27 protein-coding genes and 1 riboswitch are annotated in these 25,706 nt (G+C 41.2%); of the genes, 22 read left to right on the top strand and 5 right to left on the bottom strand.

The window, feature by feature from the left end; translation table 11 throughout:
• Nucleotides 1-35 precede the first annotated feature (35 nt).
• Nucleotides 36-1,424, bottom strand: a complete 1,389-nt coding sequence (locus ACWF5P_RS01435; RefSeq protein ID WP_434167660.1) for a cation:dicarboxylate symporter family transporter — start codon at nt 1,422-1,424, stop codon at nt 36-38.
• Between the two features lie 283 nt (nt 1,425-1,707).
• Here ACWF5P_RS01435 and ACWF5P_RS01440 point away from each other — a divergent pair, with 283 nt between their 5' ends.
• The 9 genes from ACWF5P_RS01440 to ACWF5P_RS01480 all read left to right on the top strand — a co-directional run bounded on the left by ACWF5P_RS01440 (nt 1,708) and on the right by ACWF5P_RS01480 (nt 10,386).
• Nucleotides 1,708-2,217, top strand: coding sequence for a GNAT family N-acetyltransferase (locus tag ACWF5P_RS01440; protein ID WP_434167659.1), 510 nt, complete (start codon nt 1,708-1,710; stop codon nt 2,215-2,217).
• A 108-nt stretch (nt 2,218-2,325) separates the two neighbouring features.
• Nucleotides 2,326-2,514: riboswitch (cobalamin riboswitch) on the top strand.
• Nucleotides 2,515-2,705: 191 nt separating this feature from the next.
• The gene (locus ACWF5P_RS01445) at nt 2,706-3,785 is read left to right on the top strand and encodes an iron chelate uptake ABC transporter family permease subunit (protein ID WP_434169715.1); all 1,080 of its coding nucleotides are present in this window, start codon (nt 2,706-2,708) and stop codon (nt 3,783-3,785) included.
• Nucleotides 3,782-4,549, top strand: a complete 768-nt coding sequence (locus ACWF5P_RS01450) for a heme ABC transporter ATP-binding protein (RefSeq protein WP_434167658.1) — start codon at nt 3,782-3,784, stop codon at nt 4,547-4,549. Before ACWF5P_RS01445 ends, ACWF5P_RS01450 begins: the two co-directional genes overlap by 4 nt.
• 28 nt (nt 4,550-4,577) lie before the next feature.
• Complete coding sequence (locus tag ACWF5P_RS01455) at nt 4,578-5,567, top strand: ABC transporter substrate-binding protein (RefSeq protein WP_452444516.1); 990 nt, start codon at nt 4,578-4,580, stop codon at nt 5,565-5,567.
• A 175-nt stretch (nt 5,568-5,742) separates the two neighbouring features.
• Entirely contained in the window at nt 5,743-6,231 is a 489-nt protein-coding gene (locus ACWF5P_RS01460) for a VOC family protein (RefSeq protein ID WP_434167656.1), read from the top strand.
• A gap of 155 nt (nt 6,232-6,386) precedes the next feature.
• Nucleotides 6,387-7,991 (top strand): ATP-binding protein, encoded by a 1,605-nt coding sequence (locus tag ACWF5P_RS01465; RefSeq protein ID WP_434167655.1) that lies wholly within the window; start codon nt 6,387-6,389, stop codon nt 7,989-7,991.
• A gap of 2 nt (nt 7,992-7,993) precedes the next feature.
• Complete coding sequence (locus tag ACWF5P_RS01470; RefSeq protein WP_434167654.1) at nt 7,994-8,698, top strand: response regulator; 705 nt, start codon at nt 7,994-7,996, stop codon at nt 8,696-8,698.
• A 173-nt stretch (nt 8,699-8,871) separates the two neighbouring features.
• Nucleotides 8,872-10,182: a CitMHS family transporter gene (locus ACWF5P_RS01475; protein WP_101223119.1), complete on the top strand. Its 1,311-nt coding sequence runs from the start codon at nt 8,872-8,874 to the stop codon at nt 10,180-10,182.
• 57 nt (nt 10,183-10,239) lie between these two features.
• On the top strand, nt 10,240-10,386 hold the full coding sequence (locus ACWF5P_RS01480) for a hypothetical protein (protein WP_230176639.1): 147 nt from the start codon (nt 10,240-10,242) through the stop codon (nt 10,384-10,386).
• Between the two features lie 170 nt (nt 10,387-10,556).
• Here ACWF5P_RS01480 and yyaC read toward each other — a convergent pair whose 3' ends face one another.
• Nucleotides 10,557-11,129 carry a spore protease YyaC gene (gene yyaC, locus ACWF5P_RS01485; protein ID WP_434167653.1) on the bottom strand — a complete coding sequence of 191 codons (573 nt, stop codon included), beginning with the start codon at nt 11,127-11,129 and terminating at the stop codon, nt 10,557-10,559.
• Between the two features lie 264 nt (nt 11,130-11,393).
• Between yyaC and ACWF5P_RS01490 the strand changes: the two genes are divergently transcribed.
• From ACWF5P_RS01490 to ACWF5P_RS01505, 4 genes are all read left to right on the top strand, one after another.
• Nucleotides 11,394-12,242 (top strand): pentapeptide repeat-containing protein, encoded by an 849-nt coding sequence (locus tag ACWF5P_RS01490; RefSeq protein ID WP_434167652.1) that lies wholly within the window; start codon nt 11,394-11,396, stop codon nt 12,240-12,242.
• A 424-nt stretch (nt 12,243-12,666) separates the two neighbouring features.
• Nucleotides 12,667-13,404, top strand: coding sequence for a MerR family transcriptional regulator (locus tag ACWF5P_RS01495; protein ID WP_101223117.1), 738 nt, complete (start codon nt 12,667-12,669; stop codon nt 13,402-13,404).
• A gap of 223 nt (nt 13,405-13,627) precedes the next feature.
• Nucleotides 13,628-14,410 (top strand): putative protein N(5)-glutamine methyltransferase, encoded by a 783-nt coding sequence (locus tag ACWF5P_RS01500; RefSeq protein WP_452444621.1) that lies wholly within the window; start codon nt 13,628-13,630, stop codon nt 14,408-14,410.
• A 266-nt stretch (nt 14,411-14,676) separates the two neighbouring features.
• A complete protein-coding gene (locus tag ACWF5P_RS01505) occupies nt 14,677-15,108 on the top strand; it encodes a UPF0715 family protein (RefSeq protein ID WP_452444517.1) in 432 nt (143 codons plus the stop codon).
• A 66-nt stretch (nt 15,109-15,174) separates the two neighbouring features.
• On the opposite strand, the gene ACWF5P_RS01510 is transcribed toward ACWF5P_RS01505, so the two are convergent.
• Nucleotides 15,175-15,855 carry a copper homeostasis protein CutC gene (locus tag ACWF5P_RS01510; protein WP_434167650.1) on the bottom strand — a complete coding sequence of 227 codons (681 nt, stop codon included), beginning with the start codon at nt 15,853-15,855 and terminating at the stop codon, nt 15,175-15,177.
• A gap of 242 nt (nt 15,856-16,097) precedes the next feature.
• Between ACWF5P_RS01510 and ACWF5P_RS01515 the strand changes: the two genes are divergently transcribed.
• The 3 genes from ACWF5P_RS01515 (at nt 16,098) to ACWF5P_RS01525 (ending at nt 17,927) form a co-directional block, all read left to right on the top strand.
• Nucleotides 16,098-16,364 (top strand): transporter suffix domain-containing protein, encoded by a 267-nt coding sequence (locus ACWF5P_RS01515; RefSeq protein ID WP_230176643.1) that lies wholly within the window; start codon nt 16,098-16,100, stop codon nt 16,362-16,364.
• A gap of 573 nt (nt 16,365-16,937) precedes the next feature.
• Nucleotides 16,938-17,399, top strand: coding sequence for a YjfA family protein (locus tag ACWF5P_RS01520; RefSeq protein ID WP_241589143.1), 462 nt, complete (start codon nt 16,938-16,940; stop codon nt 17,397-17,399).
• Between the two features lie 84 nt (nt 17,400-17,483).
• Nucleotides 17,484-17,927: a DUF2690 domain-containing protein gene (locus ACWF5P_RS01525; RefSeq protein WP_202190598.1), complete on the top strand. Its 444-nt coding sequence runs from the start codon at nt 17,484-17,486 to the stop codon at nt 17,925-17,927.
• Nucleotides 17,928-17,987: 60 nt separating this feature from the next.
• Here the strand turns inward: ACWF5P_RS01525 and ACWF5P_RS01530 are convergent, their stop codons facing one another.
• Both ACWF5P_RS01530 and ACWF5P_RS01535 read right to left on the bottom strand, forming a co-directional pair.
• Nucleotides 17,988-18,512: a methylated-DNA--[protein]-cysteine S-methyltransferase gene (locus tag ACWF5P_RS01530; protein WP_101223110.1), complete on the bottom strand. Its 525-nt coding sequence runs from the start codon at nt 18,510-18,512 to the stop codon at nt 17,988-17,990.
• The gene (locus ACWF5P_RS01535; RefSeq protein WP_397315445.1) at nt 18,502-19,104 is read right to left on the bottom strand and encodes a bifunctional transcriptional activator/DNA repair enzyme AdaA; all 603 of its coding nucleotides are present in this window, start codon (nt 19,102-19,104) and stop codon (nt 18,502-18,504) included. Before ACWF5P_RS01535 ends, ACWF5P_RS01530 begins: the two co-directional genes overlap by 11 nt.
• Nucleotides 19,105-19,273: 169 nt before the next feature.
• Here ACWF5P_RS01535 and ACWF5P_RS01540 point away from each other — a divergent pair, with 169 nt between their 5' ends.
• The 6 genes from ACWF5P_RS01540 to ACWF5P_RS01565 all read left to right on the top strand — a co-directional run bounded on the left by ACWF5P_RS01540 (nt 19,274) and on the right by ACWF5P_RS01565 (nt 25,634).
• Complete coding sequence (locus ACWF5P_RS01540) at nt 19,274-20,200, top strand: DNA glycosylase (protein ID WP_434167649.1); 927 nt, start codon at nt 19,274-19,276, stop codon at nt 20,198-20,200.
• Nucleotides 20,201-20,841: 641 nt separating this feature from the next.
• The gene (locus ACWF5P_RS01545) at nt 20,842-21,225 is read left to right on the top strand and encodes a collagen-like protein (RefSeq protein ID WP_434167648.1); all 384 of its coding nucleotides are present in this window, start codon (nt 20,842-20,844) and stop codon (nt 21,223-21,225) included.
• Entirely contained in the window at nt 21,161-21,349 is a 189-nt protein-coding gene (locus ACWF5P_RS01550; RefSeq protein WP_434169749.1) for a hypothetical protein, read from the top strand. The genes ACWF5P_RS01545 and ACWF5P_RS01550 overlap by 65 nt, the downstream gene beginning before the upstream one ends.
• Before the next feature lie 353 nt (nt 21,350-21,702).
• Nucleotides 21,703-23,307 (top strand): ATP-binding protein, encoded by a 1,605-nt coding sequence (locus tag ACWF5P_RS01555; RefSeq protein ID WP_434167647.1) that lies wholly within the window; start codon nt 21,703-21,705, stop codon nt 23,305-23,307.
• On the top strand, nt 23,301-23,990 hold the full coding sequence (locus ACWF5P_RS01560; protein ID WP_434167646.1) for a response regulator: 690 nt from the start codon (nt 23,301-23,303) through the stop codon (nt 23,988-23,990). The genes ACWF5P_RS01555 and ACWF5P_RS01560 overlap by 7 nt, the downstream gene beginning before the upstream one ends.
• Before the next feature lie 351 nt (nt 23,991-24,341).
• Nucleotides 24,342-25,634 carry a CitMHS family transporter gene (locus ACWF5P_RS01565; protein ID WP_063594521.1) on the top strand — a complete coding sequence of 431 codons (1,293 nt, stop codon included), beginning with the start codon at nt 24,342-24,344 and terminating at the stop codon, nt 25,632-25,634.
• The last annotated feature ends 72 nt before the right edge of the window (nt 25,635-25,706 follow it).

The following is a 25,706-nucleotide window of genomic DNA, read 5'->3' on the forward strand; positions in this document are numbered from 1 at the left end:
TCGAACCTCCAATGGAAGTCCGATGCTTTTTTATTTTACATTTCAGCTTCGATTTTCAAAGATGATTCTTCACTGAACTGTTCCTTATCCAGGTCGCCCGTTATTTTACTAGTCAGAATACCGGAAGTCATGCTTCCGCTGACATTCACAGCCGTTCTCCCCATATCGATCAATGGCTCGACGGAAATCAACAGGCCGGCCAAGGCGATTGGCAGGTTCATTGCAGATAATACAAGGATGGCAGCGAATGTTGCGCCTCCGCCTACACCTGCAACCCCGAAAGAACTAATGGCTACGATGGCAATCAACATGGCTATAAAGGAAGGATCTAGCGGGTTGATCCCAACCGTTGGAGCGATCATGACCGCTAACATGGCCGGATAGATTCCGGCACAGCCGTTTTGACCGATCGACAAGCCGAAGGATCCGGCAAAGTTGGCAATACCTTCGGACACCCCTAGTTGTTTCTGTGTTTGGATGTTCAATGGCAGAGCGCCAGCACTTGTTCTTGAAGTGAAGGCAAACGATAATACTGGGAAAGCTTTTCTCAAATATACGATTGGATTCAATCCTGCAAGCATCAGCAATAGCAAATGGATAAGGAACATGACAATCAGGGCGACATAAGAGGCACCTACGAATTTTCCTAATTTCAGGATGGCATCCAAATCGCTCGTAGCTACCGTCTTCGTCATGATCGCCAAGATCCCGTAAGGTGTTAAACGCAGGATCAATGTTACTACGCGCATGATGATGCTGTGCAATGTATCTACTATTTTAGCAAAAAATTCAGCATGTTCAGGCTGTTTCCTTTTGACTCCTAAATAGGCAATCCCAAGAAATGCAGCAAAAATTACAACGGAAATGGTTGATGTCGGACGTGCACCCGTTAAATCAAGGAACGGATTGGACGGAATCAATTCAAGAATTTGCTGCGGCATCGTTTTATCCTGAATCGTACCGTATGTTTCCGATATTTGATCCCCGCGGCTTAACTCCGCTTCCCCTTGCTCAATTTGAACGGCTTCCAAATCGAATACAGTTGCCGAGGTGATCCCGACAGCAGCTGCAATCGCAGTCGTTCCAAGCAGGATTCCGATGATCAGGACACTGATCTTTCCAATATTGCTAGTCAGTTTCAATCTTGTGAATGCGGATAAGATTGAAATGAAGACAAGCGGCATGACGATCATTTGCAGGAACTTGACATAGCCGGAACCTACAATGTTAAACCAATCGACCGATTTAACGATCGCATCTGACTGAGGTTCATAGAAATACTGCAAAAGAAGTCCGAATACAATTCCTAAACCAAGTCCAGTAAAGACCCTTTTTGTAAAGGAAATATGCTTCTTATTCATGTAAAATAAAACGCCTAAAAGAACGAGCATTATGGCAAGATTTAAAAACACATAACCAATCATATATATTCCTCCTAATTCCGATTAACCAAATGAGAATAATGAATATCTGAAGCCTATGATACATCATCCGCTGATTTTTTACCAGAAAAAAATAATTTATTTTTGACTTTTGTAGTAATTCATGTATTTATCTTTATTCAGGAACTGGATTTGAGGGAACAATAAAGGGAAGCTGGATCAAGCCAGGGTACAAATCTTCATCTATCTATTTATCAGGAAGGATAAGCCCTTTGTTTTCTTGAATGATAGATTAGGAGCGTTTTTTTGAAAGGGTGGAAGAATAATGGATATATACATTGACAGGCTTAATGAACGGGATGCACAAGCGTTATTTGCATTTGAATGCAATAATAGAAGGTTTTTCGAGCAAACGGTCCCAGGCCGGGGAGATGATTATTATAGCTTTGGATCGTTTGGAATCAGGCATAAGGAATTATTAAAAGAACAAGAAGATGCTATCTCTTCTTGTTATTTGATTAAGGATGGTTCAGGCATAATCGTCGGCAGGATTAATCTTGTGGATATCGACCCCGTTAATGGTACGGCTCATGTCGGTTATAGAATCGGTGAAGCGTTTACGCAAAAAGGGTTTGCGAATGAAGCTCTAAAGCTTTTGGTTAATCTGGCGCCGGAATTGAATGTGACTCAAATACATGCCAAAACTACAAGCGACAATATCGCTTCCCAAAAGGTTTTAGTGAAAAACGGTTTTGAACGGATTTCGATTGATGAGGAGTTTAGTGTGGATACGGGTCAAAAGCTAACATTCTACCATTATAGAAAGAACCTTTAAATCCATTTTCTTCTATATAATAGACCGCATCCCATTTTTTTAATTGTGAAAAGATTGGGAGTATACTATACTAACGTTGTATTTAATTGTTTGGAAAATTTTGCGAAGTTCATATATTTGCCGCTGGGTGCCTTTGTGTGAACAAAGGGTAACAGGGAATCGGGTGCAAATCCCGAGTGGTCGCGCCACTGTAACCAAGGAGTTTTCTTTCAGGATGTCACTTGACCGTCAGTCAGGGAAGACGAAAGGAAATGTTGATATGGAAGCCAGGAGACCTACCTAGTGAGCATCACCAATTTTTCCTTCGCTGAGAGGAGAGGTGTTCGAGAGTAAGAAAAGGCGGACTTAGGTCCTTCCGTATTTTTTGGCCTATACTCGTAACTCCATTCTTTGTTAAAAGGATTGGGGTTTTTTTGTGTTTTTTTTGAAGGAGGATTTCATCATTGGAAGAGTCATTGATTAGAAGTTCATTGAAAGAGAGAGGGGATGTGCTTGAAGAACCTCATTTTGAGAGAAATGCCAAGCGCAGGTTTCGTTTTCTGCTATTTTTCTTGCTGTGCATCCTTTTATTATCAGTTACATTCGCTGTTACCCTTGGGCCAGTTAAGATGTCAGCAATAACGGTTTGGAAGATCGCCTTAGGGCATCTGCCTTTTATCGGTGGTTTTCTGGAGGTGAATTGGAGTATCGCACAAGAGCGGATCATTTGGGATATCCGCCTGCCCCGTGTATTGCTCGGTGCGGTGGTAGGTGCGGGATTATCCGTAGTGGGTGTCGTCATCCAGGCCTTGGTGCGCAATTCACTTGCAGATCCGTATATTCTGGGCATTTCATCTGGTTCTTCTGTTGCTGCAACCCTTGTCATTCTTTTTGGGGCGCTTCCTATATTCGGTCAATATGCGTTATCATTCGGTGCCTTCCTGGGGGCCATGGCTGCGATGCTTTCCGTGTATTTATTGGCTCAAGTGGGAGGGAGAATTCAAACGACAAGGCTGTTATTGGCGGGTGTAGCCATTTCGATGATCATGTCTGCCGTCACTAATTTCATTGTCACTCTTGCACCAAAAGATTCCGGCATCCGTGAAGCGATGTTTTGGATGATGGGCAGCTTAGCGGGGGCAAAATGGGAATACATACCGATTCCAGCGGTTGTGGTGCTTGTGGTTTCCTTGTTCCTTATCGTACAATCCCGCTCCCTCAATATCTTATTGATGGGCGAAGAAGTAGCCGCGACGCTCGGAGTCAATATGGAAGCCTTCCGTAAAGTTCTGATCATCATTACATCCCTTGTTACGGGAACAGTTGTGGCTGTAAGCGGTTCGATTGGGTTCATCGGTCTGGTCGTACCGCATTTAGCCCGGCTATTGGTCGGGACAGACCATAAACGTGTTCTTTCATGCAGCATATTGATTGGCATGATCCTCGTCATTTGGTCAGATGTTTGTGCCCGGCTGGTCCTGGCACCTCAAGAACTTCCGATTGGCGTTGTCACCGCACTTTGCGGAGGACCATTCTTCATTTGGCTTTTGCGGCGAAGTTCATATTCATTTGGAGGTGGGGGCAAGTGAGATTAGCTATTGAAGAAGTATCCTATTCAATTCTGGACACTCCTATCATTGAGGATATATCACTGCAAATAAAAACTGGGCAGTTCGTTGGGCTGATCGGTCCGAATGGGAGTGGGAAATCCACTTTATTAAAAAATGCTTCTCGGATCTTGAAGCCTCATACGGGAGCTGTTCACCTGGACGGCCGTGACCTTTACCGGCTTTCACAGAAACAAACAGCCAGGGAAATGGCGGTTGTCAGTCAGGAAACATCCCTGACCTTCGACTTTAGTGTACAAGAGATGGTTTGGATGGGACGGCATCCTCATAAGCGGTTATTTCAGGGAGATACGGAGAAAGATAGAGGAATCGTCAATCAAGCATTAGCTCGCGTTGAAATGAGTGGATTTGAAGACAGGAGTTTCATGAGCTTATCGGGTGGTGAGAAACAACGTGTCCTCATAGCCCGTGCCCTTGCCCAGGAAGCGAATATCATCATCCTGGATGAACCAACGAATCATTTAGACATCAGGCATCAGCTCCAATTGCTGGACCTTGTAAAAAAGCTGGACGTTACCGTCTTGACGGCTCTGCATGATATAAACTTGGCAGCCATGTATTGTGATCATATATATGTCATCCAAAATGGCAAAGTGATCACATCCGGAACACCAGAAGCTGTATTGACGACAAAAATGATAAGGAAGGTGTTCGGGGTGGAAACGGAAATCGGCATACACCCCATCACGCAAAAGACGCATATCACCTTTTTAGCACATATATAAAAAAACAATGGATATGAGGGGAAAGTATATGACTGTTTACCGAAAGATTTTGTTAAGCATCAGTTTATTGGCAATGATGATATTGGGCGCTTGCAATAACTCCGAGGAAGCTTCAAAGGACGGAGGCAAACAGAGCGAAAAAGGTGGAAAAGAAAAAGTGGTCATCACTAATCTGGATCATGAATTCACCTATGCAGAGGCACCAAAACGTGCGGTTTCGCTAAACCAGCATGCGACGGAAATCATGCTTGCATTGGGGTTGCAGGATTCAATGGCAGGTACGGCTTATTTGGATGACGAAATTTTGCCAAAGTATAAAGATGCCTATGAAACAGTGCCTGTGCTTTCCAAGGAATACCCATCAAAAGAAGTTTTCTTTGAAGCTGAGCCGGATTTTGCATATGCAGGCTGGAAAAGCGCCTTTACGGAACAAACGTTAGGAACCGTCCAAGAGCTAAAAGAAGCCGGAATCAATACATATATCCAAGAGTCTTCCAATATGTCAACACCGACAATAGAAGATGTGTATAAAGATATTGAGAATATTGGACGCATCTTTCATGTAGAAGAAAAAGCAGCGGAAGTCATCAAAGAGATGCAACGCGAATTAAAAGAAACTACAGCAAAAATCGAAAGTGCAGGCAAGCCCAAAAACGTTTTCGTATATGACGGCGGTGAAGAAGTCCCGAGAACGGCAGCGAAAAATAATTACATGACAGGAATCATTTCCATGGCTGGCGGCCAGAACATTTTTGGTGATACGGAAGGGGGGTGGCCTGAGGTCAGTTGGGAAGAAGTCGTCGATCGGAATCCGGATGTCATTGCCATCATTGATTACGGAGATATCCCCATAAAGCAAAAAGAAGCATTCTTATTAAATAAAAGTGAACTGGCGGATGTACCGGCCATTCGAAATAAAGCAATCATCGTGCTTCCTCTTTCAGCGGGCGCGGAAGGGATTCGTGCACCACTAGCCTTACGGACAGTAGCGGAAGGACTCTATCCCGAGAAGTTTTGAACCGACCAAGCGGATGCTGAACAAATGACCCGAATAATTGACACGAATGAGACGTGTCCTTGTTCGGGTTTTACTATATCCAATTAGAAGGATAATAGGATCGGTTTCTTGAATTATTTTGTTTGGCAGATCATAATTCGTAAAAATGAAAGTTATAGGAGAAGGAGAATCTAATATGATAGAAGGTTTATATGAAGCCCATTTACCAGCCAAGAACCTGGAGATCTCTATGGATTTTTATAAGAAAATAGGCTTGAAACTAGCTTGGAGGGATGAAGATACTGTCTTCTTTTGGATCGAGGAAAACAAAAGCTGGGTCGGCTTATGGGAAGGGAAGGAATATCAAACTCCATACCACCCTTCACTAAGGCATATCGCCTTTCGGGTAACTTATGATAATATGAAAAATGCATTAACTTGGCTCAAATCCTTGCAAATTGAAGTCGTCCCTTTTGGAAAAAGGACAACCATTGAACCTTTTGTGCGTCCGAACCAAGGAAATGCTTCCGTCTATTTCAATGATCCCGATGGAAATAGTCTGGAACTTATGTGTTCGATAAAAGTCCCTGATTCATATAAGCATATTACCGAAAAACTATCACTTGAAGAATGGGAAGAACTATTAACCCAGGTGAACTTTGTGAAGGGAAAATTTCCCTCCTAGTCACAACCATAATATAACTAAACTGTTTTGTTACTTAGGATTTTGCAAATTTTATTCAAGTCCATTTGATAAGAAACAAATCATTGTTTTGTTTGGAAGTTGAGAAATATACTATACGAGTATGAGCAATCAATACGGAAAGGCTTGGCATGTGGATGTTTAAAATTAGAGTGAACCTATTAACTCAAATGACATTACTTATCATATTCGTTGTTTTTATCAGTACCTTACTTGTGAGCATCCTATTCTCTACACTGCTGGAAGACATCGTCGAAAACCATATGGGTAAGCAAGCAATGACGGTGGCCAAATTAGCGGCTCGAAATCCAACGATCATCCAGGGATTTAACGATGAACAGCCCTCAGAGGTGATTCAACCCGTATCAGAAATGATTCGTCAAACAACAGGTGCAGATTATGTAACCATTGCAGACCATAAAGGACTTCGATACTCTCATCCTAATCCAGAATATATTGGGAAGCCTACGGCTACTAGTAATGATGCAGTACTAAATGAACACAAATCTATTATTTATCAAGGAAATGGGATATCGGGGCCAGCGATTAAAGCTAAGGCTCCTATCTGGAATGATAAAGGGGAAGTTATCGGTGTTTCATCTGTAGGATTTTTGGTAGAGAATGTTCAAGATCAAATATCCAATTATAAAATGAAGATTATTCATTTGTCACTTATCCCGATCAGTGTAGGAATCTTATGGGCAATATTTATAGCGCGACGCTTAAAAAAGCTTATTTTAGGTCTGGAGCCTGAGGAAATTTCTTTTCTTTTTCAGGAAAGGGAAGCGACACTTGATGCCATCCGATATGCTACCGTTACGATTAACATTGAAAAACAGGTTACTTCCATGAATAAAAGAGCACGTGAATTGTTTCATGATCATCAGCTTATGGTGGGAAAGAGAGTTGTAAATGGGCATTTAGAAAAACTCATCAAAATGGTAATCAGCACAAAAGAGGGGCAGTTCAATCGTAAGTTACTTTTAGGCCAACAGCTATACATTTTGGATTTATCCCCAATCCTAAATCATAATGACGTCAGGGGTATCGTTTTAACAATAAGAACAGTATCAGAAATTGAACAATTAACTAATGAATTTTCAGAAATCAAGGCCTTTTCAGAAAATATGCGGGCACAAAATCATGAGTTTTTAAATAAATTAAATACCATTTATGGATTACTTAGTTTAAAACAGTATGATAGGGCAATGAACATCATCTCTTCTGAAGTGAGGGAGAGGCAAGATATCATTTCGTTTCTTATGTCATCGGTTAAAGACCCTTTAATCGCCGCCTGTTTACTTGGAAAGATAAACCGTTCAAAAGAATTGCAGGTTATTTTAGAAATAGAACAGGAAAGCAATTTAAACAGTACATTAAAACCTGAGGATTCCCATCACTTGGTTTCCGTTATTGGTAATGTCATCGATAATGCGATGGAGGCAGCGCGGCAAAAGAACAAAAGTGAGGGAAAGGTCAAAGTTTCGTTTACGGATTTAGGAAACGAAATCATATTTGATATCGAGGATAACGGTCCAGGTATCCCTCATGCAATGGAAGATATTATTTTTACAGATGGTTATACGACTAAAAATGGGGAAAATCATGGGATCGGCTTGGCCATTGTAAAAAACTCCATTGGTCTTTTAAGCGGTGAAATTTATATTGATCGCAGTTATTTGGGGGGAGCAAGATTTACAGTCGTCTTCCCGAAGGATATAAAAGCAGAAAAGGAGGCGTGAGAATGTCCAAAGGACCGATTACAGTCGTCATTGTTGAAGATGATGAGAATGCAGTGAATATATATAAACAATTTACGAATCAACTAGATCAATTCACTGTCATAGCTACAGCTAGCACAGGCAAGCAAGCGCTGAATATACTGCATGCCGCACAACCGGACTTAATTTTATTGGATATCTTTTTACCTGATATGAATGGAATTGACCTTCTTCGGGAAATTAGGAGGGAATACCGGGGGATTGATGTAATTCTGATCACCGCCGCGAATGATACCGAAACAGTCAGTGAAGCGATTAGGGGAGGGGCTTTTGGTTACCTTATAAAACCGATCATTATCGATAAGCTTCTTGCGACGCTCAACCAATACGACCTGACGAGACGGCAGCTGCATAATGGCAATTTAGTAAATCAAGATAAAGTGGATACTCTTTTTCGGACCATAAGTAATTCAAATACAGCAAATGATGTCCAAATAAATTCTCTTCCCAAGGGAATTGACAAACATACCTTGAAAATGGTCAGAAGCAAGATTCAAAACGTCAATGGCAGTTTAAACGCTGATGAACTAGGTCAACTCGTTGGAATTAGTTATTCAACCATGCGAAGATACCTGGAGTATTTAGTTTCTTGTAATGAAATGGAAGTTGAGGTTTTGTATGGTGGTGTAGGAAGGCCTGAAAGAAAATATAAAATAAAACACATGTAAATCCCAGTTGATGAAATTCGTTTTCATCAATGGGATTTTTTCTTTTTTAGGCGTGAAAAAAATGAAAAAAACTCTTTTTACTTTCTTTATATGTGAATAAGGCATAATGGATGATAGTCTCTAAAGAAAGCGCTGTCAAAATGAGATGGTGATAAACAGAAGGGGGCTTGAAGATGTTATCCATTTTAGGATTTTCCATGATTGCAGTATTCATGTATTTAATTATGTCGAAGCGACTATCGGCACTAGTGGCCATTATGCTCGTTCCAATCATATTTGGAGTGATTGGAGGATTTTTTACAGAGCTGGGTCCCATGATGCAGGATGGTGTTGAAGGTATAGCTTCAACAGCCATAATGATATTGTTTGCGATTTTATATTTTGGAATAATGATAGATTCCGGTTTATTTGATCCTCTTATTTCTAAAATATTGAAAATAGTAAAAGGAGATCCATTAAAAATAGTTTTAGGAACCGCTATTCTCTCAATGACCGTCGCATTAGATGGGGACGGGACAACTACTTACATAATTACTGTCTCAGCACTTTTACCCCTTTATAAGCGTCTGGGCATGAACAAAATAATATTAGCCACTGTAGCCATGTTATCTATGGGTGTGATGAATATGACACCGTGGGGGGGAGCTTCCGCTATGGCGATGGCCTCGTTGAACCTTGACGCATCGGAATTGTTCTTGCCGATGATTCCTGTCATGGGGTTTGGCCTAATTTGGGTTCTTGTCGTGGCTTTTATATTGGGAAAAGGAGAACGAAAGAGATTGGGCGTAGTGGAGATCCAGCATAATCACACTAATGAAATGAATTCGGAGGCCAATTCCGAGTTAGCGGCAACTACGGTCTCCCGTGATTATCGCAGACCGAAATTGGTCTGGTTCAACTTCATTTTAACGATTGTGCTCATGGCATCATTAATCATTGATTTTATGTCTTTGACCATTTTATTCATGATTGCGTTCGCCGTTGCGTTATTGGTCAATTATCCTGATTTGAAAGATCAGCAGGATCGAATCGCCGTTCATTCGAAAAATGCATTGGCCGTCGTTTCAATTGTCATTGCAGCCGGGATTTTTACCGGCATCATGTCTGGAACGAAAATGATTGATGCAATGGCCATTACGTTGGTCTCATTAATTCCGGAATCTTTCGGACCATTTTTACCGGTTATTGTTGCGTATGCCAGTGCCCCTTTTACTTTCTTTATGTCAAATAATGCATTCTATTTTGGCGTACTTCCTATTATCGCACAAGCCGCTGATGCTTATGGAATTAGCGCGGCAGAAATAGGGCGTGCTTCATTAATAGGGCAGCCGATACACGTATTGAGTCCTTTGGTGGCCGCAGCACATTTGCTAATAGGTTTAGTTGGCACTGACTTCGGGGATCTACAGCGGTTTGCCGTGAAATGGGCATTAGGGACTGTCACTGTTATGACAATAGCCGCGATAATCTTGGGAGTCATTTAGTAAAAGGAATGGTTACTCTATCTTGCAGAAGGATATTTTAAAATTGGAGGATTTTCAATGTGGATCATCACACTCTATAAAAGCAGAGGTATTGTAATGTATGAATTTGAAACAGAACAAGCAGCAAGGGAAGTTTTCTGTAATATTCGGGGCAATAAGGTTCTATCAGAAGTTATTTACTTTAATGACCCATGTTTAGCATAATGATAGCAATGAATAGTAGGGTGTTTTAAAAAAAAGGTTATTGCAAAAGAAAAGTGGAACTTTACAAAATATGTATGTTTAAAACACAAATCATGGGAGTGTCCTTCAAGATTATGCATTTCATTGTTTACCCCGAAAAGCTAAGGCTTTATTGGGGTTTTTCTGTTGCCCTAGACGCTTTTAACAATGATTCTTGTGGTAATCTTCGCCAGATTCATTACAGTATGCAGTCTCGTATCATTTAAAGATTGTCGGGGCAAAAGGGGATCTAAATAATTTACGACGGCTTTTAGGTGATAATCACCCAATTCAGGTAAGGATTTATTCATCGCTTCACCAGGGGTAAAAGGACCTTTTGTCAGAAATATAGAACCGATTTGATGATAACCACCCAAACAAGCATCGATACCAAAAATAAAGGGATTTACAAATTGCTTTTTTATTTCTTTCAAAACACTTTTCAAATTATGGGCGTGAACAGGATCTGCGAGTGTTCCGAAGACATGATAGGGGACTTGGTTTTCTCTAAGCATCGTCCCTACTAAAGGCCCGAATGAATCTCCTGTGGAACGATCTGATCCAATACATAAAAAGATGATATCTTTGGACATTGGCCGAAGAATTCTTGCGATTTGAAAAGACATTTCGTCTATTTCTCCTTCTGTATTTGTATCCAAAGTATAGCTGCAACGCTGCATTTCTATTTTTGTCTCCCTTTTTTTCCTGCCATCAAAAGGATACATGCCTACACCCCCTAGAGTACCGTGATCTTGAATAAATTATAACATGATTAATTATTCTTCAAAATATTATGGAAATCACTTGCTTCCCTCTAATGATCAATTTCAGCCGCCGTATCAAGTGGAATATCATTTCTTGTTTATTTGTATTTTGTTAATATATAGATAAATTGGTTTTTTTGATAAAATGAAAACAAAAAAATATACTGTATGAAACTTTTGATTATAGAAAGGCAGAGCCAGTGTTTTATAGAAGGAAGTGTAAGAATGTTTAATCAATTAACGAATAACGATAGTATCCTTAATCAATTACGTGCAGACTGTGAGAATTGTTTTGGTTTGTGCTGTGTGGCTTTGCCTTATGCAAAATCTGCTGATTTTGCATTTGATAAAGAGGGAGGTACACCATGTTCAAACCTGCAATCAGATTATCGTTGCGGCATCCATGAAAATCTCAGAGCTAAAGGGTATAAAGGCTGCACGGTATATGAATGTTTCGGTGCCGGTCAAAAGGTATCTCAACTCACCTATGATGGAAACGATTGGAGGAACAACCCAGAGTCAGCAAAGGAAATGTTCGATGTATTTCCTATTATGCAACAACTTCATGAAATGCTTTGCTACTTAAATGAAGCACTGAATTTAGAAGATGCGCAACCTCTTCACCGAGAATTGCAGACCGCTTTTGAAGACATGGAATATCTCACTCAACAAAGTCCAAAGTCTATCATGGACCTGAATGTGCCAGCTCATAGAGCGATCGTTAATGATTTACTTCTGCGCACAAGTGAACTGGTACGTGCAAAGGTTTCATTTAAGAAAAATAAAAAAAAGTCGAACAAAATAGGTAGGGGAAGTGACCTGATCGGTGCAAAGTTGAGAGGAGCTGACCTTAGGGGAGCGAACTTAAGAGGAGCTTTGCTTATTGCATCTGACCTCAGAGAAGCCGACATGCGAGTGACGGATCTTATTGGTGCAGACTTTAGGGACGCTGATTTAAGAGGTGCCGATCTCACCGGAAGCTTCTTTATCACACAAGCACAGATTAACTCGGCTAAAGGAGACACAAAGACAAAATTACCACCTTCATTAAGCATTCCCAATCATTGGAGATAGAAGTTTAGCCAAGATTGGAGCGAGATTTCATGTAGAGCAAACGCTTAACGAATAATGAGATTGTTTAATTCACGAGTAAAAAGCGGAAACTTATGAGTAAAAGCACTAAATTCACGTGTAAAAGGCGGAAACTTACGAGTAAAAGCACGAAACTCACGAGCAAAAGCGCCAGATTCACGAGTAAAAGGCGGAAATTCACGAGTAATGGGAAATTTACTACATAGTGTATGAACATCAATAGCGGTCAAGTAAATTAGATTTGCTTTAATCCGAAGCTTTTACAAAGAGTGAACCCTGCTAACATGCGATTCTTCATTAGGAAGGATCGTCTTTTAAATTTGGGAGGGAAATTTTCATTTTTCCATTTGACTCTGACGTTGCGTAATACCTTACTGTTAATGATATCGAAAGGAGGTAAAGAGCAGTGGCAATGAAAGTGAAGGAGTTAGCCGATTTGGTTGGCATTAGTGTGCGGACGCTGCATTATTATGATGAAATCGGGTTATTATCGCCAGAGGAAATAACCGATGCAGGTTATCGCCTTTATTCGAATGATAATCTTGAAATGTTGCAGCAAATCCTGTTTTTCAGGGAACTTGGCATGCCATTAAAGGAAATAAAACAAATGATTAGCAGCTCTTCGTTTGATAAACAAGATGCGTTAAAGCAACATCAAAAAATGTTGCTGGAGAAACGCAGTCAGCTCGATAAATTAATTAAGACGGTCGAAAAATCGATTAGACATATGAAAGGGGAAATTCAAATGACGAATAAAGAAAAATTTGAAGGGTTTGACTTCAGTCAGAATCCATATGAAGAAGAAGCTCGCAAGCTTTGGGGGGATAAAGCTGTCGATGAGTCGAAGGCTAAAGTGGCGGGCATGTCCAAAGATGCACAGAAAGTTGTATCAGCAATCTATTTAAAACTTGCGTCAATCCGAAATGGCTCGCCAAAGTCGGAGGAGGCACAAGAGGCAATTAAAGAATGGTATGATTGTTTGAACAATAACTTCGGCACATACTCGCTGGATGCTTTCAAAGGATTAGGTCAAATGTACGTGGACGATCAACGCTTCACCAAAAATATCGACCAATATGGTGAAGGGTTGGCAAAATTCATGTGTGATGCGATGGGGCACTTTGCTGACGCTAACAAAAATTAAAACTCAAGTTTGAGAGATTTCATGATGGAAGGTTGCTGCGGCAACCTTTTTATTTTGGTACTAAGGGGACGGTCAGTTTAAGAAGCTGTATACTGTGATTATGGGAATATTTAGAATTTAAGAGAACAGGGGGAAACTTATGGAATTTAGGAATGATTCCTTTAACCTCGGGAAAATCAATGATGTTGATGGAAGTAAAGTTGCTGTTTTTAATGGAGATACCATTTATACAAGTATCGTCACTAAACTTAGGGCCGCAGGTTGTGTTTTCGCGGAGGAAGAGGCCCGTTTGCTTATCAACGCGGCAGGGACAACGGCCGAACTGGCCGGGATGGTGGATAGACGGATAGTGGGTTTGCCCCTTGAACACGTCATCGGTTGGGCGGAATTCTGCGGTATCCGGATAGAGGTTCATCTCGGAGTTTTCGTACCCCGCCGACGGACCGAGTTTTTGGTCCGCCAAGTGACAGCACTCGCTATGCCAGGAGCAGTCGTAGTGGACTTGTGCTGCGGCACGGGCGCGGTTGGCTCCGCGGTTGGCGATGTTCTCGAAGGTATCGAGTTGTACGCAGTCGACATTGACCCAGCCGCGGTGCGGTGCGCGCGTCGTAACGTCACTTCAATCAATGGTCAGGTTTACGAAGGGGACCTCTATGAACCGCTTCCAGCAAATTTACGGGGACGTGTTGACGTCCTGGTCGCAAACGCACCATACGTCCCCACTGAGGGAATCGGTCTATTACCCCATGAAGCGCGCATGCATGAGGCGAGGGTGGCATTAGACGGAGGGGCGGACGGGCTTGATGTCCAGCGAAGGGTGGCGGCCTCGGCAACAGTTTGGTTGGCACCGGGTTCCCATTTGTTAGTCGAGACGAGTGAGCGGCAAGCGATGCAGACCGTTGAAATCTTTGCTGGATACGGGATGATGCCACAGATGGTAAAGTGTGAAGAACTGGACGCCACTGTCGTAATTGGAACCAGGCCCGCACTCAAAAGAAATGTTTGAGGGCACTTGTTAAGTTAAGACTAGGGAAAAAAACGTGACCTTCAAAAATCAAATTTTTGCAACAAAATGAGGCAATCGAGCAATAAAAAAATCCAAGTCATCTTGAGGTGCTGGTTAAAATGGAACTTTGGAAAATGAGTCAAAAGGTATCGGAGCTAAGCGATGTGATTCCTTATTATTTTTTTAGTCTAGTCTTTTCCTGTTTGTCGATTTCCACGATGTTGGTTATATTTAGCTTCGGTACCTAGGGGGTGCTTGGCATTATCGTGTTTTCTTTTTATGTTGTTATCCCTTATTTATTATTTGCTGTTCCGGTACAGGTCCTTTTCAATAAACATCCTAAAAAATTCAGTTTAATTTATTTTAGTTTTTATATTTTTTTCTCTTTGCTGGCTGTATTCATTTATAGTGCGGTGCTTAATTTTGACTTCAGTATGGATGTTTTAACTACAAGAAATTACTATGCAATAAGCCTTTCTGCGTCACTGTTTTTTGGTTTTGGGACTCGGTCTTTTTACAAAAAAAGAGCCCTGTATCTTGAAATGGGAACTTCAGATTGTAGACAAATTCAAACGTTGCCTCCAGGCACTCGCTTTCCGTGGGCGGTCCGGGAGCTTCCTCGGCGCCTTTGCGCCTGCGGTCTCCCCTGGAGGCGCTTTCCCACAGGAGTCTCGCACCTTCCGTTTCATCAACATTGATTTAAAATTTTGATAGAGCCCCTTTTGACAAACAAAAGGGACCAGTTAAATGATCCCTTTTCGACATTATTTCTTTAGCAAGTTTACGATTTCTTTTGCTTTTTCTAATGTAACTCCTTCAATGATACTGTTATTTTTTCGAACAGCCGTACCGAAATGATAGTGACCGGTATGCAGTTCGGAATGGATAGAAAGGATATTATCCTTATTTAAGCCGCTTCCAACCAGTATGGCTATGTCGCCGCTGACTCTTTTCATTTGTTGAATCGTTTTCATGCGGCTGGGGAGATCCCCATTACCTCCTGAGGTCAATATCGTTGTGATTTCTGGATATTGTGCTAGCATTTCAGCTGAAATGACCGGGTCGTTTGTTTCATCGATGGCTCGGTGGAATGTAATCTCCAAACCTTCACATACCGTCAATAATTCTTCGAGATATGGTCGATTGATTTCATTATTTTCATTTAATGCACCCAATACAACCCCGTTGGCTCCCAGTGATCGAATGATTTCGATATCTTTTTTCATTATTTCCAAATCATTTTTCGTATAACTAAACGACTGGCTATGAGGCCTTACCATCACGTTGACTGGTATCTTTACTGAATTGACGACAGCTTCTATCAGGGCGTGGCTGGGAGTTAATCCCCCCTCGGCTAAAGAACTGACAAGCTCGATTCGGTCTGCGCCCGATTCTTCGATAATAATGGCATCCTCTATCGTTGTGGCAATGAATTCAATGTACATTGGATTTTCCTTTCCTTCATGCAAGTGTTATAAGATTATTAAATCCATTAAGAATAGTAAAGTCAATTCATTAATAGATAGTTTTCCCTAGCTTTCCTCAAATGGAATATCTTTATTTCGCTATTTATGAAACGAAATGAACTTTCAAACGTATAAAAAAAGAATATATTCAATGGTATATTTGAAAGTGAAATGTTCGGCAGTGTAATTAAATGAAAATCATCATGACGGAGGTTATTTAATTGGATAAAGAAAGTAAGGAAATAAAGAAATCGAGGTTTTACAAAGTAGGGATGGGGTTCCTGATCATTTCCCTTCTCACTTGGATCATTCCTGTCGTAGCTCCTTTTACCCCATTTTCGACTGCGGTTAAAGCGGGGGTCATAACAGGTGCAATCGTCTTTGCGGAGGTCATGTTTTGGGCAGGAGCACTTTTGGTCGGGAAAGAAGTGGCTGCTAAATATAAAGGTTATTTAAACCCGAAAAATTGGAGAAAAGAAAAAGGATGAAGCTGTTTTTTAAAAAGGGCCGGGAGTGAAGCCCAATGGAAACTGAGTTGTTGAAAGTTTTCGATTCCAATCGCATTCAAACCGGCGTGAGGAAGTACATAGATTGGGATATTGGCCTGCTGGTTCGCAAGTAGGGAAACGAGATTGGATTACTATTATGAAAGCACCATTAGATTGATCAGAGAAAACCTCGTTAATTGAAAATAAAGCTCCGACAAAACGATTCGAGTTTTGTTGGAGTTTTTCTTTTTTCTTGAAAAAAACATTAAGTACATCGACCTGTATCCTTACCAATCAACGGCAGCCTATTGGCTCGTTTTGTCTCAGCTCGATACGCATATGTCCTTAGTTGTTACCTTATTTGTCCTGAATTGCTCATAGGGATAATGACTTTGTCTCTGTGCTGATTCAGTTGATAAAGCGAGACATACAAGACTGTAATAGTGATGGCAGGCTGCAACTTTAAGGCGGGGATGTTGTTTTTCATGAACTAGGGAATTTATCACTTGTAAGAATATTACAAAATTGTAAGATGAACAGTGTATAAATTTTGTTAAGGGGATGAGTGAAATAATGAAAAAAATGGTTTTATGCATTTCATTTTTTGTAGCTTCTTTAGTACTTTTTGGCTCCCTTGATTCTTTTGCAAGCAAAGCTTCAGCAGAAACACACACCTATGATGGAAAAAGTCCTTACTATAATAGTTGTGCGAATAGCGCTGTCACTAAGAAGTCAGTGAAAATTTATGCCAATGGCGGTTCTGCCAATTTGGAGTTGAAGTTCAGCACTGTCTGTAAAACCGCATGGGCGAAGATCACTCTAAGCCGACCAGCTAAAACAGACGGGGAAGCAACGGCATTGGTTGTCCGAAATACTGATAATAAACAATTTAGCTGTGCATCTCCTGGAGGAAATGGTGAAATAAATAAAGGTCAAACGTCATGCTATACACCAATGGTATATGATTTAGATCCGCGAAAAGCAAAAGCGGTCGCTTTTTGGCCATATACAGCAGGTGAAACCGATTGGTATTAATGAAAAAGGAAAAACCTTCATCTATATTTTTGCAAAGAAAGGATGAATGTATTGAATAAAAAGCTTAAAATGATAGGTTTATCCATGGTGATGACACTGTCGATGTTTCTTGTCGACTTTGGTTTTGGAAAAAATCAAGCACTGGCCGAAACACACACCTATGATGGAAAAAGTCCTTACTATAATAGTTGTGCAAGTTCGGCGGTAACGAAGGATAAAAAATGGATCGATTCCAATTCGTACGTAGAATTGAAATTCAGCACTGTCTGCAAAACCGCATGGGCAAAAGTGACCGTAACACGGCCCGCTGTATACAACCATGAAGCGGATGCCAGGATCGTCCGAAGTACTGATGGTAAGGCCTATACATGCGCCAGTTCTGGGGGCAATGGTGTTGTGAATATCGGGCAGACCTCGTGCTATACACCAATGGTATATGATTATGATCCGCGAAAGGCACAGGCCCAAGGGATACATGCGATACCTAATAGTGATGCATATAAAAAAGCGGTGACCATTTGGTACTGAAAAACAAAGGCAAAAAAAGCATCCTTATGGTCGGATGCTTTTTTTGCCGTCAGATTGTAATCACGCTTTCATTTCTGCTTCCAATTGAAGTAGATATTTTTTCATCTCCGTGCCTCCCCGGTAACCGGTAATGGCCCCGTTTTTTCCGATAACCCGGTGACAGGGCACTGTGATTAGAATAGGATTGGCACCAATGGCGGTACCAACCGCCCGAACAGCTGCAGGTCTTTGGATGATTTGGGCAATATCGGAATAGGAACAGGTTTTTCCATAGGGTATTTGATTCAGCGCTGCCCAAATTTCTTGTTGAAAGGGCGTGCCTTTTACATCTGCGGGAAGAGAGAAAGTCTTCCTGGTTCCTTCGAAATATTCTTGTAGTTCTTTTAGATAGGGATTTAATGCTTTCTCATTTTCAACAAGGCTCGCCATTGGAAAGCGTTTTTGTAGCCAAGACTTAAGTTCTTCATACGTTTGATCCGGAGAGCCTACATAGCAAAGCCCTTTTTCCGTCTTGGCCACATATAATTGCCACTTATCATAATGCAATATGGCCCAGTCAATGGTTTGTTCTTTATCATTCTTCATTTTCTTCACGCTCCAAAGCTTTGAGATAAGCATTCCGATATTCTGAAGGGGTATTCCCCATTTTTCTTTTGAACAGCGTCAAGAAATAGGGTGTACTAGAGAACCCCACAGCCAAGCCTATTTCGGTTATCGGCTGTTCGGAGTTTTCCAGCAGCCTCGTTGCTTTTTCAAGGCGAAGCCGTTGAATGTATTCAGTGGGCGATATCCCCTTCACGCGCTTGAATGAACGTTGTAAATGATAGGGGCTGCCGTGAGAAATATCCGCCAATTTGTTCAAAGTGAGGGGTTCGCTGTAATGGGTGTCGATCCATTCGGTTATTTGTTCAACCCATTCTTCCGTCGGCAAATTCATTCCTTCCGGTTTACATCGTTTACAAGGCCGGAAATCTTCTTCCAAAGCCATCATGGCATTTTTGAAAATCTTCACGTTTTCCTTATTCGGCACCCTGGATTTACAGGAGGGCCTGCAAAAGATGCCTGTCGTAATTACTCCGTATAAAAAATGATCATCATATGCGGCATCACAATCTATAATAGCTTTCCAATATTCATTCGGGAAAAGATTCACTGCATTCACCTCTTCATTTAGTATACAAGAAAGGGTTGATATACAACCATTTTGATAATATAAAAGCAAGATAACGTAATTGTTCGAGTTAGAAAAGAACACTATTGGTCTGTTAAAATAAGGGAGTTGGATGAAGGAAGGAGCGAGATAACGTACTTACTTTTCATTAGAATAAAGCTAAAGGAGGAGCGGAATGAAAGAGAAATTATCAAATGTTGAAGTCAAGACTGAATTGAGAATTCGTGCACCAAAGGAGTTCAGTTTTTCGGAAAATCTTAAATACTTATCACGATCCTCCAATGAATGTCTGTTCGATATTGTTAATCAAAAAATTTATCGAGCACTTGTTGCCGAAAACGAGACTCTTTTAATAGAAATCAGTGCGATGAATGAAACGGAGCTGACCGTTCGGTTTCCAGGGCGAACTGCACCGATGGATAATCAGGTAAAGGATGCTGTTTCCCAATACGTTCGTCACTGGTTCGATCTTGAGACAAATCTGCTTCCTTTTTATGAATTGGCCCAAAATGACCCTATATTGCAAAAGCCGGCAAGCCAATTCTTCGGTTTGAGAAATATGGGCATCCCCGATTTATTTGAAGCGATTGCCTGGGGAATACTTGGTCAGCAAATTAACTTGACCTATGCCTATACCTTGAAGCGTAGGCTTGTGGAGGGATTTGGTGATTTTGTTGAATTCGATGGAAAGCAATATTGGCTGTTTCCGACGCCAGATGTGATTGCGAAATTGACGGTCGAAGATTTTGTCGATATGAGGATGACGGTAAAGAAGTGTGAATATTTAATAGGTGTTGCTCAACTGATTGCAGAAGGGGAACTTACTAAAGAAAAGCTGTTGAATGCAAGGAATGTAAAAGAGGCTGAAAAAATGCTGACCAATATACGGGGAATCGGCCCGTGGACAGCGAACTATGTCTTGATGCGCTGTTTGCGTTTTCCAGCAGCCTTTCCCATCGATGATGTCGGGCTGCATAATTCCATGAAACTGGTCATGCAAACGGAAGCAAAACCAACGAAAACGGAAATCCTGAAACTTTCGGAAGCGTGGGCCGATTGGGAATCCTACGCGACCTTCTATTTATGGAGATTGCTATACTGAATACCGCTTCGGAGATAAACCTGCAAGTAACGTCGATAAAACTCCATATTCGGAGATAAAACAATAAATTTCGCCGATATATCTCCATTTTCGGAGATAAAACTATAGAATTCGTCGATATATTTCTATTTCGGAGATAAAACTGTAGAATTCGTCGATATATCCCTGTTCGGAGATAAAACTATAGAATTCGTCGATATATTTCTATTTCGGAGATAAAACAATAAATTTCGCCGATATATTTCCATATTCGGAGATAAAACTGTAGAATTCGTCGATATATCTCTAATTTCGGAGATAAAACAATAAATTTCGTCGATATATCTCTAATTTCGGAGATAAAACTATAGAATTCGTCGATATATTTCTATTTCGGAGATAAAACTGTAGAATTCGTCGATATATCCCTGTATTCGGAGAAAAAACTGTAGAATTCGTCGATATATCTCTAATTTCGGAGATGAAACTGTAAGTATCGTCGATATAACTCCAATTTCGGAGATAAAACTATAGAATTCGTCGATAAAACTATAGAATTCGTTGATATATCTCCATTTTCTAAGTTAAAGCATTTCCTGCCCAAACACGTTGAGTTCATATATCATAACTTATTACATTCAATCTTATAGAGGTGAATGACCATGTATATGTACCCAACGTATCATTATGAAGATCAAGCTTATCTTGAACGGCAGTTTCCCGGTCTATCCGGCTTTCCGGGCATACCTGGTTTACCTCAATTTCCAGGGCAGCCAGGACCACCGCCGGGTTCGCAAGCACCAACAGCTCCCCCGCCAGCGTTTATCCCCCAACAGCAATCGGCTTCAACATTTGCCGTAGATCCAGGTGCGATTTCATTTTGCCTTTTCAGGAATACTTTTATATGGCTAAACAATGGTGCGCGTTTCTGGTATTACCCCATCTTCGTCGGTCCGCGTTCTGTTGCCGGCTTCAGGTGGAATGGCAGGTTCTGGACGATTTTTGGCATCGATACAAGACAAATCAATTCATTTAGTTGTTTTTGAAAAAATGCTCAAAGGAGATGTTTCCTTTGAGCATTTTATGTTTCAGCTTGTTTTGCTTTCCTCCAGTACGAAAAGGTATGGCAGCAATATAGAAGCAGTACTACCCAAAGAAAAACATCATTAAAGGAAATGCCTATCGTTGATCGACCCCCTAAAGCGGTCAACATTCCGACTAGGGAAAGGAGATAAATGTGTAAAGCAACTGCGCCTTGATCCCCACATCATGATCGGTGTGACCATCTTTTTTAAATAGGACACTGAGAAATAAACCGATAGTACCTCAGGTGGAAACGTTATCATTTGAAAAGGATTCAAGAATTTCATTTCGCACTCCCTTTTTTGTTGCTTAAGTCCTTGCGTTTTTCAATGTGGCGAAATAAAAGGCCAACAATGTTCAATATTTAATAGAAATGGTAAAATCATTATGCTCCTATAAAATTTAGTGAATGAAAATGAAAATAGAGGATGCTGTTGAAAATGAGGAAAGTATCGCTGGAAACCAAGATTCTCGGGTTAGTCTTATCGTTGAGCCTTTTTTTGATTATCTTATTGACTACTTCTTTTTCCTATATGGAAGGAAGGCAAATAGCGAAGGATAAAGGTCAATTGGCGTTGGAGCTTTCAAAGACGGTTAGCTTCATGCCTACCGTTACAGATGCCTTTGAAACTGACGATCCCGCTGGCATAATCCAGCCGATTGTCGAAAGGATCCGCAGGGAAACAGGGGCTGAGTTCATCGTTGTAGGGAATGCAGAGGGAATTCGCTATTCCCATCCGCTGGCTTCTGAAATTGGGAAGCGGATGGAAGGCGGGGATAATAGCAGGGCCATTCGGGAAGGCGAATATTATGTCTCCGAGGCGGCAGGATCACTCGGACTTTCCATTCGGGGGAAGTCACCGGTATTCAATGAGGCTGGAAAAATAATTGGAATCGTCTCCGTCGGTTTTTTAGTGGACGATGTCCGCGCCCAAATTTTCAAGGATTTGTCCAAAGAGATGATTGTATCTTTAGTGGCCATCATGATATCGATCATTGGCAGTTATATGCTGGCAAGGAGCATACGTAAAGATACATTGGGGCTGGAACCATTTGAAATCGCCAATTTATATAAAGAAAAAAATGCAGTGCTGCATTCGGTGAAAGAAGGTATTCTGGCCATTGACCAAAATGGGTCGATTACCTCGATGAATCAGCCGGCGAAAAAATTGCTGGATATTAAAGAGTCAGTTCGCCATTTGAACGTGGATAACGTGGATGGCCTATTTCCTTCGAAATATTTATTCGAAGTGCTGAAGTCCGGTGAACCGCAAGTGGATAAGGAGATTTCATGGAAAGACAAATCCGTTATCGTTAATTGCACGCCAATCTTCGATAGTGAAGGGGTAAGCGGTGTTGTCGCTTCGTTCCGTGATCGAACGGAAATTGAGGAAATGGTCAACACATTATCTGAAGTGAAGATGCATTCAGAGGATTTGAGGGCACAAACCCATGAATTTACCAATAAACTATACGTCCTTTCAGGATTGATACAATTAGGAGAATACGATGAAGCGATAGAAATGATTCAAAGCGAAACATCCGAATTGCATTCCCTGAACCGTGTCGTGTTCGAACAGATAAAGGATACAAAAGTACAAGCCCTGTTACTTGGTAAGATAGGGAAAGCATCGGAGAAGAAGATCATCTTTGAAATAGACGCACAAAGTTACCTAGAGAAACTGCCGGATCATATAAAATTGTCACAACTAACATTAATTCTAGGCAACATTATCGATAATGCACTTGAAGCGGTTTCAAGCATGGAAGAGCCGCACGTGAAATTTTTCGCCACAGATATCGGAAATGATATGGTATTTGAAGTGAGTGATAACGGAAAAGGAATACCTGAGGATGCGATCGCCCATATTTTCGATCGGGGTTTCACTTCGAAAAACAGCGGAAGTCCGAGTGGTTATGGACTTTCGAATGCTGATCATGTCGTAAAAGAGCTGGGCGGCATTATCGAAGTTCAAAGCGAGGATGGAAACACCATATTCACAGTGTATCTTCCTAAAGAACAGAGAGGAGGGAAAAGATGCTGAAGATAAGAGCAGTCATCGCAGAAGATGATTTTCGTGTAGCGGATATCCATGAAAAATTCTTAAAAAACTTTGATGAAATAGAAGTGGTCGGAAAAGCTGTCAATGCCAAAAAAGCGCTTCGTATCTTGGAACAAAAAAGTCCGGATCTGCTTTTGCTTGATGTTTATATGCCAGATCAGCTTGGTACAGACCTTCTTCCGGACATACGGAAAAAATTCCCGAATGTGGATATTATCATGATTACCGCGGCAACGGATAAAGAACAACTTGAAAAGGCCCTTCACTATGGTGTAGAGAATTATTTAATTAAACCAGTGGAAATGAATCGCTTCAACCAAGTTATCGAAGAGTATCTGAAGAAAGTCCATCTGATGAAATCCAAACAAGAAATAGATCAGGATTTTGTTGATCTCATTTTGAAAAAGGGATCTTCCGTTTCGGAAACGAATGATGGGCCGTCCTTACCGAAAGGGGTCGACGAAATTACTTTGGCGAAAGTGATCGAGGTACTCGAAGCAAGCGATATCGGTTTGTCGGCTGAGCAAGTGAGCGGTCAGATCGGTGCTTCCAGGACAACCGCGAGACGTTATCTGGAATACTTGATATCCGTTAAGAAATGTAAAGCGGAAGTCGTATACGGGGTAGTGGGAAGACCTGAACGAAGATATTATAAAATTCAATAGAATTAAATGTGGAACACCTTCACGATTGGAGGTGTTTTTTTATGCATGCTGTACAACGGTTAAAATGGTTTGAAAGATTTCAAAAAAAGCAATGTGAGTTAGTTTAGAAATCCTCTGCAATGCATAAAGATTTAGTCACTGTTTGCTTAATAATCGTATCTTTTCCTTAAAGAACCCGCCATTCAACCCGGGGAATGGAGTCTGGTTCACTCTGGAAAATCGCCTCCGTGAACACAATGAACACAATTAATTTAATAGTTTTAAAACACAATAAATTGAAAACGCTTACAGATAAAGTGATTTCATATACAATTTAGAAAATTAGAAAATTAGAAATTAAGGAGTGATCATATGCTCGCTTTATTAGGATACTTGATGATATTAGTGTTTATGATTTTAATTATGACAGGGCGACTTTCAGCCATGATAGCTTTGATTGCAGTACCAAGTGCCTTTGCACTTATTGGCGGGTTTGGTGGTAAAATGGGTGAGATGGCGTTGGAAGGAATCAAAGACGTCGCGCCAACGGGAATCATGATTTTATTTGCGATCCTTTTCTTTGGCATTTTGATTGATGCTGGGGTTTTTGACCCGATCATCAATACGATTCTTAAGGTTGTAAAAGGCGATCCGGTGAAAATTGCCATCGGCACGGCAGTCCTGGCCTTACTGATTTCCTTGGATGGAGATGGTACGACTACATATATGATAACGATTTCAGCCATGCTTCCGCTATATAAACGGATTGGAATGAGACCGCTAGTATTGGCCGGTATTGCTGTTTCGTCATCTGGAGTCATGAACCTTCTTCCTTGGGGAGGCCCTACAGCACGGGTAATGACCGCTTTAAAACTTGAAATGTCCGATGTGTTCACCCCTGTCATTCCTGCGATGATTGGCGGAGTCCTATTCGTCCTTTTCATGGCATATTGCCTGGGTAAAAAAGAAAGAAAGAGAATTGGAATCATTGAAGTCGATTATCATGCTGTGGCACAGCACGCGGCTGCAACGGAAGATGCTTATCTTAAGCGTCCTAAATTGATAATATTCAATTACGCATTGACTCTTACACTGCTGGTTGCGTTGATTATGGAACTTATGCCTTCAGCGGTTCTGTTCATGGTAGGTTTCGCAATTGCCATTACGGTTAATTATCCGAAACTCAGTGATCAGAAAGAGCGTGTGGCAAACTATGCGGACAATGCTTTATCTGTAATTTCGATGATTTTTGCAGCAGGTGTCTTCACTGGAATCCTTGCCGGTACGGAAATGGTCGATGCCATGGCAAACTCTTTGATTCAGCATATTCCAGATCAAATGGGCGCACATTTTGCTGTCATCACAGCCATCATCTCAGCACCTTTTACGTTCTTCATGTCTAATGACGCATTTTATTATGGTGTGCTCCCATTACTTGCTAAAGCGGGAGCTGCTTATGGAATCGACCCTGCCCTGATCGGCAGAGCTTCACTATTAGGTTTGCCCGTCCATCTATTAAGCCCGCTTGTTCCATCTACCTATCTATTGGTTGGAATGGTAGGGGAAGATTTCGGTGCCTTGCAGCGCACGTTCCTTAAATGGGCATGCGGTTCGACGCTTGTCATGATAGTGGTTTGTGTCCTATTGGGAATCATCCCGCTATAAAGCTCTAAGAGTCCCGTTCGTCACGATGCGAACGGGACTCTTTTCTGTCTGTATCAAGCGCTGAATAAATCT

The sequence above is a fragment of the Peribacillus sp. NPDC055009 genome (assembly GCF_053608705.1).